20 protein-coding genes and 1 pseudogene are annotated in these 14,305 nt (G+C 54.3%); 15 read left to right on the plus strand and 6 right to left on the minus strand.

Annotation, left to right across the window (positions count from 1 at the left end; all coding sequences use genetic code 11):
* Nucleotides 1-198: 198 nt before the first annotated feature.
* A complete protein-coding gene (locus NLK60_RS19290) occupies nt 199-540 on the plus strand; it encodes a HalOD1 output domain-containing protein (protein ID WP_254810910.1) in 342 nt (113 codons plus the stop codon).
* Nucleotides 541-596: 56 nt separating this feature from the next.
* Here the strand turns inward: NLK60_RS19290 and NLK60_RS19295 are convergent, their stop codons facing one another.
* Nucleotides 597-1,004, minus strand: coding sequence for a DUF7344 domain-containing protein (locus NLK60_RS19295; protein WP_254810911.1), 408 nt, complete (start codon nt 1,002-1,004; stop codon nt 597-599).
* Between the two features lie 67 nt (nt 1,005-1,071).
* Nucleotides 1,072-1,728 carry a helix-turn-helix domain-containing protein gene (locus tag NLK60_RS19300; protein ID WP_254810912.1) on the minus strand — a complete coding sequence of 219 codons (657 nt, stop codon included), beginning with the start codon at nt 1,726-1,728 and terminating at the stop codon, nt 1,072-1,074.
* Between the two features lie 189 nt (nt 1,729-1,917).
* Between NLK60_RS19300 and NLK60_RS19305 the strand changes: the two genes are divergently transcribed.
* The 10 genes from NLK60_RS19305 (at nt 1,918) to NLK60_RS19345 (ending at nt 7,866) form a co-directional block, all read left to right on the plus strand.
* A complete protein-coding gene (locus NLK60_RS19305; protein ID WP_254810913.1) occupies nt 1,918-2,559 on the plus strand; it encodes a helix-turn-helix domain-containing protein in 642 nt (213 codons plus the stop codon).
* Between the two features lie 151 nt (nt 2,560-2,710).
* On the plus strand, nt 2,711-3,355 hold the full coding sequence (locus NLK60_RS19310; RefSeq protein ID WP_254810914.1) for a helix-turn-helix domain-containing protein: 645 nt from the start codon (nt 2,711-2,713) through the stop codon (nt 3,353-3,355).
* Between the two features lie 82 nt (nt 3,356-3,437).
* Nucleotides 3,438-3,788, plus strand: a complete 351-nt coding sequence (locus NLK60_RS19315; RefSeq protein WP_254810915.1) for a HalOD1 output domain-containing protein — start codon at nt 3,438-3,440, stop codon at nt 3,786-3,788.
* Nucleotides 3,785-3,970, plus strand: coding sequence for a hypothetical protein (locus tag NLK60_RS19320; protein WP_254810916.1), 186 nt, complete (start codon nt 3,785-3,787; stop codon nt 3,968-3,970). The genes NLK60_RS19315 and NLK60_RS19320 overlap by 4 nt, the downstream gene beginning before the upstream one ends.
* 1,090 nt (nt 3,971-5,060) lie before the next feature.
* The gene (locus NLK60_RS19325) at nt 5,061-5,501 is read left to right on the plus strand and encodes a DUF8030 family protein (RefSeq protein WP_254810917.1); all 441 of its coding nucleotides are present in this window, start codon (nt 5,061-5,063) and stop codon (nt 5,499-5,501) included.
* A gap of 251 nt (nt 5,502-5,752) precedes the next feature.
* Entirely contained in the window at nt 5,753-5,929 is a 177-nt protein-coding gene (locus tag NLK60_RS19330) for a hypothetical protein (RefSeq protein WP_254810918.1), read from the plus strand.
* 42 nt (nt 5,930-5,971) lie between these two features.
* Nucleotides 5,972-6,142, plus strand: coding sequence for a hypothetical protein (locus NLK60_RS19335; RefSeq protein WP_254810919.1), 171 nt, complete (start codon nt 5,972-5,974; stop codon nt 6,140-6,142).
* A 218-nt stretch (nt 6,143-6,360) separates the two neighbouring features.
* Nucleotides 6,361-6,795 carry a DUF8030 family protein gene (locus NLK60_RS19835; RefSeq protein WP_484555231.1) on the plus strand — a complete coding sequence of 145 codons (435 nt, stop codon included), beginning with the start codon at nt 6,361-6,363 and terminating at the stop codon, nt 6,793-6,795.
* A 65-nt stretch (nt 6,796-6,860) separates the two neighbouring features.
* Entirely contained in the window at nt 6,861-7,415 is a 555-nt protein-coding gene (locus NLK60_RS19340; protein WP_254810920.1) for a DUF4208 domain-containing protein, read from the plus strand.
* Nucleotides 7,416-7,422: 7 nt separating this feature from the next.
* Nucleotides 7,423-7,866, plus strand: coding sequence for a hypothetical protein (locus tag NLK60_RS19345; protein WP_254810921.1), 444 nt, complete (start codon nt 7,423-7,425; stop codon nt 7,864-7,866).
* Nucleotides 7,867-7,872: 6 nt separating this feature from the next.
* Here the strand turns inward: NLK60_RS19345 and NLK60_RS19620 are convergent.
* From NLK60_RS19620 to NLK60_RS19360, 4 genes and pseudogenes are all read right to left on the minus strand, one after another.
* Nucleotides 7,873-8,007: pseudogene (locus NLK60_RS19620) on the minus strand (DUF3006 domain-containing protein); the annotation flags it as partial.
* A gap of 127 nt (nt 8,008-8,134) precedes the next feature.
* Complete coding sequence (locus NLK60_RS19350; RefSeq protein ID WP_254810922.1) at nt 8,135-8,416, minus strand: hypothetical protein; 282 nt, start codon at nt 8,414-8,416, stop codon at nt 8,135-8,137.
* A 308-nt stretch (nt 8,417-8,724) separates the two neighbouring features.
* The gene (locus tag NLK60_RS19355) at nt 8,725-9,141 is read right to left on the minus strand and encodes an HVO_A0114 family putative DNA-binding protein (protein ID WP_254811109.1); all 417 of its coding nucleotides are present in this window, start codon (nt 9,139-9,141) and stop codon (nt 8,725-8,727) included.
* A gap of 58 nt (nt 9,142-9,199) precedes the next feature.
* Nucleotides 9,200-9,478, minus strand: a complete 279-nt coding sequence (locus NLK60_RS19360; protein ID WP_254810923.1) for a toxin-antitoxin system TumE family protein — start codon at nt 9,476-9,478, stop codon at nt 9,200-9,202.
* Nucleotides 9,479-9,729: 251 nt separating this feature from the next.
* On the opposite strand from NLK60_RS19360, the gene NLK60_RS19765 reads away from it, so the two are divergent.
* From NLK60_RS19765 to NLK60_RS19385, 4 genes are all read left to right on the plus strand, one after another.
* On the plus strand, nt 9,730-11,271 hold the full coding sequence (locus NLK60_RS19765) for a lamin tail domain-containing protein (RefSeq protein WP_425499099.1): 1,542 nt from the start codon (nt 9,730-9,732) through the stop codon (nt 11,269-11,271).
* A 44-nt stretch (nt 11,272-11,315) separates the two neighbouring features.
* Nucleotides 11,316-11,594: a DUF3006 domain-containing protein gene (locus NLK60_RS19375; RefSeq protein ID WP_254810924.1), complete on the plus strand. Its 279-nt coding sequence runs from the start codon at nt 11,316-11,318 to the stop codon at nt 11,592-11,594.
* 663 nt (nt 11,595-12,257) lie between these two features.
* Nucleotides 12,258-13,175: a UV DNA damage repair endonuclease UvsE gene (uvsE, locus tag NLK60_RS19380; RefSeq protein WP_254810925.1), complete on the plus strand. Its 918-nt coding sequence runs from the start codon at nt 12,258-12,260 to the stop codon at nt 13,173-13,175.
* 309 nt (nt 13,176-13,484) lie between these two features.
* Nucleotides 13,485-13,760 (plus strand): hypothetical protein, encoded by a 276-nt coding sequence (locus NLK60_RS19385; protein WP_254810926.1) that lies wholly within the window; start codon nt 13,485-13,487, stop codon nt 13,758-13,760.
* The last annotated feature ends 545 nt before the right edge of the window (nt 13,761-14,305 follow it).

Raw genomic sequence — 14,305 nt, forward strand, 5'->3', positions numbered from 1 at the left:
TCACGCGCTGAGTCGGTCACGTCACTCCTGACAGAAGCCGGGCAGTTCGAACAATCAGTGCTGAGCTCACAGCGCGTATCTCGTGGAAGAGTGCTCCAAGAGGTGGCTCTTGAAAACGTTCGCTACCACCAGACCCGCGAATGATATTGTCAATTCATCACACGGAGCCTTGATGGCCCCTCAGTACCGATGTGAGGTATGGAGCAGGGGGAACCAACGATCTATCGTAGTTGCATGCCAGTCGTTGATGCCCAGTACAGTCCCGAAAGTGGTCGATCTCCCTCGGAAGTCATCATTGATGCTCTGGCAGAAGCAGGCGGGGTTGACCCGCTCGAACTTCCGCCGCTGTATGAATTCGTTGACGGGGACGCCCTCAACAGTCTGTTCGAGGAGCACGACGGAGCAAACAATGGTGATGCTCTCCTCAGTTTTCGAGTCGAGAACTGGAACGTGTTCATCCGTGCCGATGGCCGCATCCGAGTTTGTGATGGCACCCGACCCACCAACCCGGAACCAGTCTTCGAATCCACCCCGATCTAATTTTTGGACTTAGTGAAAATTCGGTCGAACGAAGGGGAAGTCGGTTCGGTATTCCGTCACTCGTTGGCGTCGTACGGCTTGACCAGCGTCAGGAGATCTTGTTCCAGTTCACCGCCAACAAACTGGACGAGTCTCGTCTCGGTCTCGTAGTCGATTATCCGGAGCTCCTCCAGTTTTGGGAGATGGGTATGGTGAAGGGCGATCCGTACGCGTTGGCGATGTTCATCGGATGTTCGCTCAGCGTCTTCGTCTCCAACCCTATCTGCAACACGGTCTACGAGTGCATCGTGTGTCAGTGTCTTCTCCGATGCGCTAGTCAGTGAGTTGAGGATAGCCCGTCGATGATCGTTTGCTACTGCCGACAGAAGCCTATCGGGGGAGATCGGCCTCTCTCGTCCCCCCGAATTGGAAAGTTCGTCGATCTGCTGGAGATCGCGTGCCCCTCGCTCTAGGTTCTCATCCATACTCACATAGCGGAGCGCCAACTGCCTGGCTCTGTCCCATGGTGCACAAAGGAACCAACCGATTTGCTTACGCCTCGGGCTCGGGGGTGAGCAGTGTATGCCTGACGAACGCACCGATGGCACGACGCAGCCGTTCGGTCACGGCTTGATCGGAAATCCCGAGTTCGTCCGCGAGTTCCTCAGTCGTGCAGCCTCGTGGAATGTCGTAGTATCCCATCCGAACAGCAAGCATGAGCGCTTCTCGTTGTGGCTCGCTCAGGCCGTACCACGGACCAGCGTCAGGATCCGTAGGATTGTACACCCGAACGAGTTCCAAGGATATGTGCGCATCCTCACAACAGGCTTGAGCCTGAGACAAGGCCTCACGGTGGGGGAATCGGAGCTCGAAATCCCATCCTTCTGACGTTCCAGTCGCGCTCAATATCTGTCCCTCCTGGTTCAAGATGCATTGAAAGAGATGGTCCTGGCTCGCATCCCAGTCCAGCCTGAACAACGTTCGATCTCCGAACACTTCCATCTCCGTTACGCTGTTGACAGTTGGATAGCGTTCGACGGCGTCGAGAAACCCGTCTCCGACCGGTTCGTAGACCCAGAAGAGCGGGACAGTGGCATCACCACTCGGGACGAGCGTTTCGAGTTCGATAGCCGACGCCTCATCGAGACTGAGAATCTGCCCGAGTTCGAAATCGTCGGGCGGTATTCGGACTTCCGTTATCAGACTCATACTCAATTATGGGTCTAGGTTGCGCTGGGCCGTACAAAAGATGAAGACATGGTGCACCATGCCCGCCCAGTGCGCTACACGTTCTTCCAGTTACAGAATACCCAACCCTGCTCACAAGCCGTATTCTCAGGGTCTTAAAGCCATGGCACACCATGGTCGGTTATCCGTCCCCGGTGTGAACGTTCTCGCATGGCAACTGAGATGGAATTCACAGTCCCAGCCGAGGAGTTTCCGCTGGGAAGTATTTTCGAGAATTTACCGGGAGTGACAGTCGAGTTGGAGCGACTCATTCCACACGAAACGCTGACAATCCCGTACTTCTGGGTACGTGGCGCAGAAACCGGGGAGATCGAATCCGCATTCGAACCACACGCTGGCGTGACGGACATCCAACTGGTCGATAACATCGAAGACGAGTATCTCATGCGCGCAAAGTGGGTGCGAGAATACGACGGGCTGTTGACTGCGCTGTCAGCGACGAACCTGACCGTTCTCTCGGGGATCGGAACAGTTGACGGGTGGCGCTTCGAGGTACGAGGGGACACTCAAGAAGCAATCGCTGAGTTTCGAACTCACTATCTGGAAAATAATATTTCAATCGATATTTCGATGGTCCACGCATTGCTCCCGATCCAGGGAGATAGCTTCGAGTTGACTGAAACCCAGCGAGAGGCACTGGTATTGGCCTTCGAACGTGGCTACTTCGATACGCCACGCGAGTCATCACTCGAAGAAATCGCTGCTGAGCTCGATATTACCCAGCAGTCGCTGTCTTCTCGACTCCGACGCGGTCATCGACGCCTCATCAGTGAGACTCTCATCACTCCGTAGAACTACGTGAATACCTATAGATTCCCCAACCATTCCGCTCGGGAATCAACGCCTAAGAGACGTCTCAGACAGTACTGATGCGACAATTCGCTTTTGGACCCATGGTACACCACCCCTTGCGACTATTCATCTGCCAGACGAAGGATTCTGCATGGCGACTGTAATGGAGTTTACGAGTCCGACAGCGGAGTTTCCACTGGGAACTGTGTTCGAGAACTTGCCGGGAGTGACGGTCGAACTGGAACGACTGATCCCACACGAGACGCTTATCATCCCGTACTTCTGGGTGCGTGGCGCAGAAACTGAGGACATCGAAACCGCGTTCGAACCACACGCTGGCGTGACGGGCATTCGACTGGTCGATAGCGTCGAGGATGAGTATCTCATGCGCGCAGAGTGGAAGCAAGAATACTTCGGCGTCCTGAGTGCGCTGGCCAAGGCCAACGTCGTCGTGCTCACTGGGATCGGAACGAGAGACGAGTGGCGATTCGAGGTGCGCGGCGAAAGTCAGGAAGCAATCGCTGCGTTTCGAGAGTACTGCCAGGAAAACGACATCCCGATAGAGATCACCGCTGTCCACGCCATGCTTCCAATTCAGGGGGAAGGATACGAGTTAACTGAGACTCAACGTGAGGCACTGGTATTGGCCTACGAGCGTGGCTACTTCGACACGCCACGTGAGGCGTCGCTCGAAGAGATCGCAGACGATCTCGGCATTACCCAGCAATCGCTGTCCTCACGACTCCGCCGCGGGCATCGTCGCCTCATTGGAGCGACTCTCGTTAGTTCGTCATGATCCTTCTGGCGGTTCTTTATTTAAACCTCCTGTATAATCAGTAGGCCTGTTAAACCGATTCAGGCCGCTAGAACGGGTAGATATGAGCACGACGGTGGCTGGGGTTGGAGTAGAAGCAGTCGAGTATCAGCAGGAAACTGGGATTGTTCGTACCCAGTTTGATCAAGAGAAGACTCCCGCGAGCATGGCTGTTATTGCAACGCTGGCGGACGTTATGGGCGTTGATCCGGTTGAACTAAAGTCGCTACATTCTACTGTGGACCCAGAGGCGTTGAACGCGCTCGTCCGCGTTCGAGACGGGATGAACGGAGATATCCACTCCACATTCTCCCACGAAGGCCACACGATAACTGTGTACAGCTACGGCGTGGTCACCGTCACACCAGGGCACGAACCAGCAGCGAATAAATATGGGAGGAACGTGGGAAAATGACGTCTGAGGAGACACCAGTCACGTCTAAATCGGAATTGAACGCGGAGCTAAAGGCCCTCCTTATCAGGGCCTACGAGAACGGAATCGATGTAGAAGGCGGATTCGAATGCCGGAATGGAATCGAACATCCAGACTGGGACGTGATCGTCACCGAAGTCGAAAAGAACGACCAGTCGAAGTGAGCAACTGCGAGGGTGACCGGATCGGTAGCAACTACTTGACCTGTGAGTGACGAACGCTGTAACCAAGATCGCATCAAACGGGTACTCTCAGCGCAACAGCGGCGAGTATTACGTGCGCTACTCGATGAGAGTTCGATGTCTGCTGATCCGATTCTTCGTAGGGGAGAGACTCTCAACTCCGGAGAGTACCTCACGATCTGTTACGAACTCCATCACGTTCTACTCCCCCAATTGGCGGATATGAGACTTATCGGGTTCGACAGGTATGAAGACGAGGTACGACGAGGACGAAGATTTGACGATGTGCATCGAAGTCTCGAACAGACCACTGACGATCACCAAAAGTAACCCGGGACAGCAACCGCTTCATTGCTGAATTTGTGCTCAATGATCTGGTGAAACCCTCAGTAGATGATAAACTCGGCCGGTTTCGATACTGGTAATGGCCCAAAACCGTTGTTTCCTGACGCAGAAAGTTTCCTCTCAGATGAAATATCGAGGAGGACTGACTGTCGTTTTAGACTGGTCGACTAGTCGTCACATTTCGTCATCCATGGAAGATACGACATAGTTACTATGTTTTTTGCGAGGTACGATTCGAAGAGGTCAGAATCCTCGTCATGCACTTTTCAGGTCTTGTATTGTCTGTTTTCGACCGAATGGGGTAAATCCGCCACGAGTCGCAACGAACCACCGTCAAATGCTGTAATTCGCTGTTGACGAGTTCCGCCTAGCATATGACACCGATTCTCTCGAATTAGAGGGTCTCACCCCCTCGTCAAGCACAACTAACCCAGACGACCGTGTCTTGAAGTTCGTCGAGGACATTTTAAACGCCTAAAAACAGCCCGACGGACCTATTGTTGAATCTAAGCCTGTTTTGTCACCCTCTGCACCTCAAGAATTATCCAAAGGAAGGCTAGGGTACACCGGTGCAAACGCCGCTGGCTCTCTCTAGCCGAGGGGCCATCAGACGTCATGAGTCTATTGAAAATATATCAGATATCACTCATTAAATGATGATGCGATTTGCGGTAGAGTTTGTCGCCCCCCGAGAGGGGCGAGGGGCTATCACGCCTACTCAACAACCATGTCTTCAGAACATGAACAACGATCACGACCACCTAGTGAGCAAACGAAACAACCGAGCGAAGAACCGTGGGCAGATCTCGAGCTGACGCTCCCACACACCAGAAGTCCGACTGCCATCGTCTCTTTTGTTGAGTGTGCACTCGTCGAACTCACCCACGAAGACGTCGGAGCCGAGTTCGTCTCGACGAGTGTTACGGGAGTGAAGCGAACACAGTTCATCGCCGTCGACGACGTCGGTGAGGAATTCAAGAAGCGGTATCTCGACGAACGACTCGGTTGGCACGAAGCAACAGTTAGCCGCAAAGCAGTTCGCGACGAGCTGGTCAATCGCCTCTCACAGCGGTCGTCACTGATCGATGAGGTAGGTCAGAATGACGTCGTTACCGCTCAAGATAGATTCCAGGTGAAACCAGTTCGGGAACTTCGAGTTCAAAAGTAGATTCTTAACCAACGCAAACCCAATCACCACTCCCATTGTTGGTTAAGTTCAGTTGATGGAGGCATTCCAGTCTGCACTACGGTGGGAACGATTCCTCGAAGCAAGACCGACACCGACAGCCACACAAGAACGAGCATGTCCAACAGCGAGTCCCCAGATGATGTCCCTCGTTCGAGGACGCGTCTCGCAGTGACGATGTCGAACAACGCGTCTACGGGACAATCCCCAGACTCGTGGTCCGACGACACCGAGTGTCATTGCCAGGCGAGGTAACCGTGACGACGCCGACGCTGCTGTCGGTATTTGTCCGAACAGGCCAATTGACGCCTGCTGAGGCACTCACCGTCCTCGAGGACATCAGCATCGCTCGAAGTTGGAACGCGAACAGCTACGTCCGCGGGCACGCTCATTACTTAAAAGATGCCTAGCGGCAAAACCCTCATACCACTGTGATCGGAAGCGACACACAAGTGACGTCCGACAACGACTCCTCAGCGACGGTCGACAAAGAAGCCTGCCGACTGTACGAGCGGTATCAGGCGGCCGAGAGCGACGACGAACGTCACGAGATCGCCCTCGAGATGGGGAAGCTTGACAGACGCCGCCACGCAGACGTCTACGCAGCACTCGAAGACGAGTGACTCAACAGGGTTCTCAGCGCCTCCTTAGCTATCGACGGCGGTTTTACTACCCAGTGAACAATTCCCCCAAACTGGACAGAAATCAGAATTTCTACCGAATACAACCGATTCACGCTCTCATGCATCCAACTTCCGAACTCCTCGAGCAATTTCGCTACTTACCAGAACGGTTTCTCATCCCCAAAGGGGTGAGGGGAGCATGACTCCCCTCACTGACTATGAGTTCTAAGCCACCAACACCGAAACTGGGAGTCGACTACAAGACGCCTCGAGAGATAACGGCCACGTCACGAGAGATTCGCCGACACCTTTCTGTTCCAAACGACCGGTGCAGAGTCTCAATCGTCTCGTACGTGGAATGGGTTCTGATCGAACTCACGCATGAAAATCTCGCTGCCGAGTACCGGTCGTCACATCTCTGGGGCACCAAATGCACACAGTATACCGCAGAGAACTCTCGAGGAGAGGCCTTCTCGAAGCGTCACTACGATGCTCGAGTTGGTTGGCATACCGAGACACTCGTTCGGGAGGAACTCCGAACAGAGCTCGTGAACAGGTTGTCACGATCACGTCCAGAGACATCAGATCCGGATCTCGATGCAACGTGTCGATGTGACCGTTTCGTGCTCAAACCGATCAGACAACTTCCTTAGCGAGAGATACGAAATAATTCGGATGCATGCAAAACTATTAGTCCGAGGCGACTCTACAGGGACCAATGAGCGATCAATCACGTGCGTGGCCACCGGAGATGGACGCTGCTGACCGCGTCAGGCATGTTGCGTTGACTCGAACGACGCCACAAAATGCTGGCTGGATTGCTGAAGAGGCAGACGTCTCGAGGGATACGGCTGCCAAATATCTCGATCGCATGGCCGATCAGGGCGACCTCGAGGTCGTCGAAACAGCTGACGGTACGTGCTACAAGCCAGACGACGTCACGCAATTCTTGCGCGAAGTCCGCACCCTCGCTGAAGAACAGTCTGTAGACGAACTCACCAACGAATTGCGTGCAATCGGTGACGAAATTGACTCGTGGAAAGCAGCGTACGATGTCGAGTCACTCGAAGAACTTCGCCGGAGTATTGGAGGTAAGGATCTGTCGTCCAGCGATCGACGTGAGCGCCTCGAGACGATCGAGGAATGGGAGTACAACATCCAGGTACGGGAAGCGCTTCAGCTTGCCATTAGCCTGCAGAGTTCACTGACGAGGCTTGACGCAGATCCGCGTATCGGGGAGATTGGCACGGGAACGTTTCCACAGGAAGGCTAACAAACGGATGGTACTGTTTCTTGCTGGTGGCCGAGGATTTACTCGGCGCGAAGGACTTCGTCGGATCAAAGAACGCCTCGAGAAAGAACCTGGGTTCACCACCGTCCAGTATCGACCATCACGACTCCGTCCACGATCTGTTGTGGCTGATGTCGATACGGAGATGTTCCTCGGGGAAGAGTTCCCACGAAAGCAGGCTACTTTTGAGATTGCCTGGCGTCCCCGTGCTGGCACTGATGTCCAGCGTGTGCAGTGGGCCGACGATGCAGTCAGTCTGGGATGGCACAAAGATGACGACCACGAAGACCTTGGGACAACTCACTTTCAGATCGAGACTGATGAGGAACTATCCCACGAACCTGGACACCTCGAGGCGGAAGCGCCACTAAGTTTTCTGGAGACCTGCCTGCAGCGACTCCCTGCAAAGCTTGAGGAGACAATTACGGACTGAACTTGGTTATTCCCGATCCGATAACCTCGTCGAGAGACGATCGAGACGCTCCTGTGCAGTCTCTTTGCGAGACTATGTGACTTCAGGAAGGTATTCGGCTTCGCAGAGTTCGCTCGCTTCAACAGTGATCTCGAGAACTGCCCACTTCGTATTGGAGTTCTATAAAGATTAGCAATATAACTCATAGTTTTGCCTCAATTACTCCTGGTGTTTGACGCACCAGATCTGCTGAATAGAGCACGCGACTGTGGTACGAACACAATGAGGGCTAATTGACGTACTGTGACTCCCACTCTCGTCGTTTCTCAATAACTTCCTCTCCTGAATCATTGAGATCATAGTAGTTGGTCCGTCGGTCGAGCTCGCCTTTCTCGACGAGCCACGGACCCGTCGTGCACTCACCGAAGAGATGGACGTCCGATTCGGCCAACAAGGATCCGTTTACGACGTCTTCAGTGAAAGCGGGAGCACGTACGTAGTTGACGTCGAGAAAGAGACGTGCACCTGTCCTGGTTTCGAACAGCGCCAACCAGACGGGGGCTGTAAGCATATCCGACGTGTCGACCTCGAGATCCGCACAGGACTCGTACCAGCTCCAGACGGAGCCTTCATTCGCTAAAGGAGATGACTCAAATTGTTTCGTGAGCCAGTAGAGCCACGAAGTTCATGAGGGGCTGCAACAGTATTTTTATACGGTCACAACGGCTTTTTACAGACATGGCTCTCGAAGAGACCGTCGATTATCTCGCTGAAGAATTCGGTCTCGAGCGAAGTAAGCACGTTCGAGAAGTCGGCGAATCGGTTGCAGAGCTTCGAGATTGAGTCGATCACATCACGACTCAAGGAATTTAGACCCAATTAGGCACTTGCAGGAGCACTGTCAGCATGTCCATCCTCGAGCAGCGGATAGTCGATATGCATCTCGATTCGGTCGAAGGGAACGACTGGTTGCATCGCTCCCCCAGGCCCGCCCTCCTCGAGCGAAAGGACGCCGAGAACCTCGAGTTGCTTGAGATCGGAGTGAACGTCAGAGACGTCACGATCGACGAGGCGGGCGGCCTCGCGCATACTCGTTGGATTCTGTTTTGCAATTGCCTGAATCAACTCGAGGCGAAGCGGTGTAAGATTCGCAACGAGGTCGTCATAGGTTCCAAACTGGAGGATCGACCGTTCATCGCCCTCACCTGCGGTTCCGTCTTCTGCATCCGCAACGAACTGCAGTGTGTCCTCGCGAAGCTGTTCTCGATCGCCGACTGTGATGTGTAGCGTGGTCATGATGTGGGGTGCTTGTTGGTTATCAGTAGGGTCGAGTTGGACCGCCGTCGACGGCGTCTCAGTATTCATCTGCGTTGGCACAGAACCTGGCGAGTAATGCTTCCATCCCAGGGAACTCAACATCTGTGTCCCCTGCAGCGGTGTGAAGTTCGTGGCCTTTCGTATCCTCGTGAGCGTTGTCGTATCGGATGAGCGTTAGATCCTCTAGCGTTCCAAGGTGGAGCGTATACTTCCACCCGGATGGGTACGTATCTGTGTCAGTCGTCCGTCGAATGACGACATTCTCAGCCAGTCCGGATTCAACGTGCGTATACCGATGTGTGAGTTCTTGGCCCATCCACTATGTGTTGGGAAGGGGGCCAACAACAGAACTGTGTTGGGGAAGGCCCCAACAGATCAATGAGAGAATCTTGAAAGCCGTCGACAGAGTGTTTTGTAGCCTCGTGAGGGGTGACGAGGCGAACAGACAGTTGCCTCGTCAGAGTAAGATGGCTATAAACGAGATATTCAGCAGTCACTTCAGTCGAGAGACAGCGCAAACAACGCGATCGACGACATTGACGGAACACTCAAGCCCATCGCTCGAAAGTGACCAGTAAGAAACGGGCGATCCTCGTGATTTTCGTGGCCCTTATGCTGGTTCTCGCCGGGTGTGCAGGTGAGACGGATGGGGACGGAAATGGGAACGGGGCTGACGGCGGACTCGGGCCCGATGGAGATAGCGTCGATGATTCTGCAGATGACGATGGCGGTGACGATGATTCAGACGGGGAACCAGACGATGGCGACCAGGAGACGATTGACGATAATGAAGAGACAGCAGACTCCTCGACGTTGGCCGACTCGCTAACGGTAGCTGAGTGGAATGTCGAGGGCGTTTCGCCGGATGAAGAGTACGTTGTGCTCGAGAATACAGGGGAGAAAGCCATCGATTTCTCGGGATTCGAACTTCGTGATCGCGAAGGTGTCCAGATCGATAGCGGTCTCTCGGCATTTGTCTTCCCCACTGATTTCGTCCTCGAATCAGGTGCCACCGTTACGATCTGGACTGGCGAGGGTGACGCTACAGCGAGTGACCTCTACTGGGGCTATGGCGTCAACATTTGGAGGAGAAGCGGTGACGTCGTGACGTTAGTTGATCAGAACGGAGAAATCGTCTTCGAACACGCCTACGGCGACCAAGCCAGTGATGATACAGACGACTCCGACACGGCAGAGGACTCGGAACCGGACGACTCAGATTCAGAGCCTGCCTATATTGACGGTGAACTCGAGATCCACCATATCGATGTTGGGCAAACAGATGCGACGTTGCTCATTACGCCAGCAGGAGAGACAATCCTGATCGATAGCGGGGATTGGCCACAGGACGGGGCGGACGTGATTGCCTATCTCGAGGACCAGGGCGTCGATCGGATCGATCACTTGGTGGCAACCCACGGACACGCAGATCATATCGGTGGCCACGCGGCCGTGATCAAATACTACGAAACCGAAAAAGATGGTATCGGCGCTGCCTACGATCCCGGCGTCCTATCCGAATCCGCTACGTACAACAACTATCTCGATGCCGTCGACGAGGACGACGTCGATCTGTTCGTCGTCGAGGAGGGTGATGAGTTGCCAATCGACGATACCGTATCGGCCACAGTGTTGAACCCACCCGAAGGCCATTCCGGCGGAGATTTCAACGATTTCGGAATCGTGTTAGCGTTCGAGTTCGGTGACGTCCGGTATCTCGCGACGGGCGACATTGAAGAAGGGATGGAAGCACGGTTGGTCGACGAGCGGGGGAGCCAGCTCGAGGCCGACGTTTACAAGGTCGGTCACCACGGGTCGGCTTCCTCCTCAACCGAGGCGTTCATGGACGCCGTTGACCCAGAGATCGGGATCATCTCGAGTGCGTACGATTCTCAGTACGGCCACCCACACGATGAGGTACTCGAGCGCCTTGCCGACTATGGTATCGAAACGTACTGGACGGGTGTGCATGGCGATATCGTCGTGACGACCGATGGAGAGACGATCGAGGTGGAATCCAGCGACGCGTTCTCGAGTGATCCACTCGAACTCCTTGAGGAGAAACCGAGTGATAACGACGAGGAGGAAACGAGTTCGATTACTGCTTAGCCCCTGTTTGATGACGTTCAAGCGCCTGTACTCGGATGATGAGGATGGATGGAACGTACACCGGCGTCGTTGATCGAATCGTCAACGGTGAGACAGCGGTGATCTTGCTCGAGGAAGACGGTGAAGTGGTCGACCAACTCGATCTACCCGTCGATCGGGTGCCAGAACGGGCACGGAACGACGGTGGCGTGGTGTCCGTAATGCTCGAGACCGGAGAAGTAGATTCGATCGCGTATTTCCCTGACGAAACACGGCGACGCCGTGAGTCCGCACAGTCAAAATTGGATCGACTGTCAAAGCGGCTCTCCGATCGAGAGGAGTAGTTGGAGTCATCATAACTGATGCGGTACTACATTGTGGCTCGAGGCTGCAATCAGGAGTCAGGCTTGTAGAAAATGTCGGTCAGAGGGCACTGATAGGATGAAAGTCTGCTAAGGCCTCAGCGCATGGATGAACGAATGGGGCAGCAAAGGCTGCAACTAGATAGCACAAAAGCGCGTGGCACTGAACCCATCAACCTAACATCGGAAATAGTGGGGTGGGTGGGTCCCTCAGTATCCTGAATCCGTTCCATTGATTCTGGGGCTGGAGAAACACTCCGCCCAGTACCTCGAGACCCGCACAGGACTCGTTCCGGCTCCAGATGGGACCTTCCTTTCGGTGACTAAGACTACTGAATACTCGCTCAAGACGGTTTGTGACCCCGAAAGGGGTGACGGGGTGAACAGACAGTTGCCTCATCGGGAAAATGGCTACAAACGAGATATTCAGCAGTCACTTCACTCGAGAAACAGATGTGTCAAGATCGAGTATCAGGACGGCGATGACCTGGTGACCCTAAAGCGCCCCAGTCGGACGAAATACGATCCAAGCCCAGAGCCCGGAAACGGTCGTGCAGCCGTCTCTCCGCAGATTGACCTCTGCCCTGACGGTTTGGGTGTATCAGCGTTGTTATTCTCGTGGAGCACCAATCAAATACTACTTCAATGCTGGGCTATGCCTGTATGAATCTCACGTTGAGAGAGCGCAACCCACCGCTACGATGCAATCGTGGAATGCAACGGAAGACTTGGGAGTCACGGGGCCCGGACTATGCCTCCGAACTCGCTGTTCAGAACTTCTCCGACCTGTACGAGATTTTGCGCTGGAACGTAGACCACGACATCTACTTCTATCGCTGTACGTCGGAGTTGGTACCGTGGAACTCCCAGTTCGAACTGGCCGACCTGCCGGACTACGATGAAATTACCCGAATCGCCGACGAATGTGGCCGACTTATTCGAGACAACGACGTGCGATTTACGTTTCATCCGAGTCACTGGTGCAAGCTCGCCAGCGAGTCAGCGGAGACCGTCGATAACTCGATTCGCGACCTCGAAGTCCACGGCTCGTGGCTCGACTTGATCGGTCTTCCTCAAACGCCGTACTACAGCATCAACGTCCACATCGGAGCCCACTACAACGACAAGGAGGCAACGGCCGCTCGTTTCCGGGAGGCCGTGAACCGCCTCTCGCCCGCTGCCCGCAAACGCCTGACCGTCGAGAACGACGACAAAGAAGGGCTCTGGAGCGTCCCCGAGCTAGTCGAGGTAGTCGCAGAACCGCTCGACGTTCCCATCGTCTTCGACTACCATCACCACCAGTTCACGAGTCGGGGGCTTACGTACAGGGAGGCCTTCGAGCTGGCCGCGCAAACGTGGGGCGACGTGCTGCCGATTGCTCACTACTCAGAGCCTGCACGGCTGCACGGGGAGGACGCACGTGCTCAGGCACACGCCGAGTACGTCTCTTCGATTCCGGACTGGCTTCTCGATGGCGCGGACGTGATGCTCGAAGCCAAGTCGAAGGAGCGAGCGTTGCTTCGGTACCGAGACGGAACGGAACCCATCGTCGGTAGGTCGTAGCCGGGAACGCATCCCCGTTCTAACAGTGTATTCAGTGGAAAAGGTACGAAATAATCGAATCTTCCCGTGATGTATACATCCTTTGGATACTACACGCTGCTTTTACCAGTTGACGTATGGGTCAGACTCTATTATGTTACGTCGCCTACCTGCCTTGAGCAACCACTTCCACAGATTGATCTGGATATTGTGCTACCATGGTGCTATTCATTTAGTAATAACTGAATGATCTCTCTGGCTCCGAGGCCACTGTCAATACACGAGTTTCTGACCGGAACAAAGACAGTATACGCGTGTCTCGTGACAGGCATGGCACAAACCGTCGATGAACTACGAAATGCAATCAGGGTAGCGGTAGGTCGATTTGAACGAGAGGGATCGCCAGTGTTCACGAAAGAGGACCTCGAAGCAGTTTGTGATACAGTGGGGTATGAGATTGATACGAGCGGGCGTCTGCCTCCGAAAGCAGAAATGAGGGCAGGCATCTTGTGGAAAATCGGTGTTGTAGAAGAGGCTAATCTGGAAGCAGCACCATCATCGTTCCGAAAAGATGAGCTGGAAGCGATCATGGCAGCTGTTCAGTAGGTTTGGAGATCGGTTGTGGATTCATTGATGAGGTCGGGGAACCCAGTGAATGATCCATTTCCCGGGGCTTTAACTCGGGGATGTTCACCAGCGTCCGAAAGTTGGTCTCATTGGAGTAGGTCCACCTCATAGTCAGCAGCTAGCACCTGGAACTCATTCCACTCAGGAAGGCGGTCGCTGTCGACGATCGAACGATCACACTCGAGACGCAGAACAAACAATGCGAACGACGATATCGTGCCCTGAGTGCGGTGGAGGCCTCCTCCCAGCGACCACGAAACACGCTGTCGAGAGTGTGGCTCGATCGTCGATGAAGACCTCCTCGATTACGGATCGGGGTGGTTCGACTTACCTGAGAACTCGAGCTAGCGTCGAACGGGTACTTCGCTCACAGCAGGTCGACAAGAACGTAGACATTCTCCTTGATTCCGAGTAATCGGGGTTGAGACCGGCGTCCTCTGGGAACCCGTTTTCTTCTCGGGAAATTGTGGCCTCGCCCTTGCATTCAGATAAAAATGGAAGTTGAGACGGAGAAACAAACAGCT

The organism is Natronosalvus amylolyticus, from assembly GCF_024298845.1.
GTDB classification, from domain to species: domain Archaea; phylum Halobacteriota; class Halobacteria; order Halobacteriales; family Natrialbaceae; genus Natronosalvus; species Natronosalvus amylolyticus.

Coding starts and splice junctions, on each gene's coding strand:
- NLK60_RS19300 (WP_254810912.1), bottom strand. CDS start 1,728: ATGAGTCTGATAACGGAAGTCCGAATACCGCCCGACGATTTCGAACTC.
- NLK60_RS19375 (WP_254810924.1), top strand. CDS start 11,316: ATGGATGGAACGTACACCGGCGTCGTTGATCGAATCGTCAACGGTGAG.
- NLK60_RS19305 (WP_254810913.1), top strand. CDS start 1,918: ATGGCAACTGAGATGGAATTCACAGTCCCAGCCGAGGAGTTTCCGCTG.
- NLK60_RS19345 (WP_254810921.1), top strand. CDS start 7,423: ATGGTACTGTTTCTTGCTGGTGGCCGAGGATTTACTCGGCGCGAAGGA.
- NLK60_RS19385 (WP_254810926.1), top strand. CDS start 13,485: ATGGCACAAACCGTCGATGAACTACGAAATGCAATCAGGGTAGCGGTA.
- NLK60_RS19315 (WP_254810915.1), top strand. CDS start 3,438: ATGAGCACGACGGTGGCTGGGGTTGGAGTAGAAGCAGTCGAGTATCAG.
- NLK60_RS19295 (WP_254810911.1), bottom strand. CDS start 1,004: ATGGATGAGAACCTAGAGCGAGGGGCACGCGATCTCCAGCAGATCGAC.
- NLK60_RS19360 (WP_254810923.1), bottom strand. CDS start 9,478: ATGGGCCAAGAACTCACACATCGGTATACGCACGTTGAATCCGGACTG.
- NLK60_RS19320 (WP_254810916.1), top strand. CDS start 3,785: ATGACGTCTGAGGAGACACCAGTCACGTCTAAATCGGAATTGAACGCG.
- NLK60_RS19310 (WP_254810914.1), top strand. CDS start 2,711: ATGGCGACTGTAATGGAGTTTACGAGTCCGACAGCGGAGTTTCCACTG.
- NLK60_RS19340 (WP_254810920.1), top strand. CDS start 6,861: ATGAGCGATCAATCACGTGCGTGGCCACCGGAGATGGACGCTGCTGAC.
- uvsE (WP_254810925.1), top strand. CDS start 12,258: ATGCTGGGCTATGCCTGTATGAATCTCACGTTGAGAGAGCGCAACCCA.
- NLK60_RS19835 (WP_484555231.1), top strand. CDS start 6,361: ATGAGTTCTAAGCCACCAACACCGAAACTGGGAGTCGACTACAAGACG.
- NLK60_RS19350 (WP_254810922.1), bottom strand. CDS start 8,416: ATGCTTACAGCCCCCGTCTGGTTGGCGCTGTTCGAAACCAGGACAGGT.
- NLK60_RS19290 (WP_254810910.1), top strand. CDS start 199: ATGGAGCAGGGGGAACCAACGATCTATCGTAGTTGCATGCCAGTCGTT.
- NLK60_RS19355 (WP_254811109.1), bottom strand. CDS start 9,141: ATGACCACGCTACACATCACAGTCGGCGATCGAGAACAGCTTCGCGAG.
- NLK60_RS19325 (WP_254810917.1), top strand. CDS start 5,061: ATGTCTTCAGAACATGAACAACGATCACGACCACCTAGTGAGCAAACG.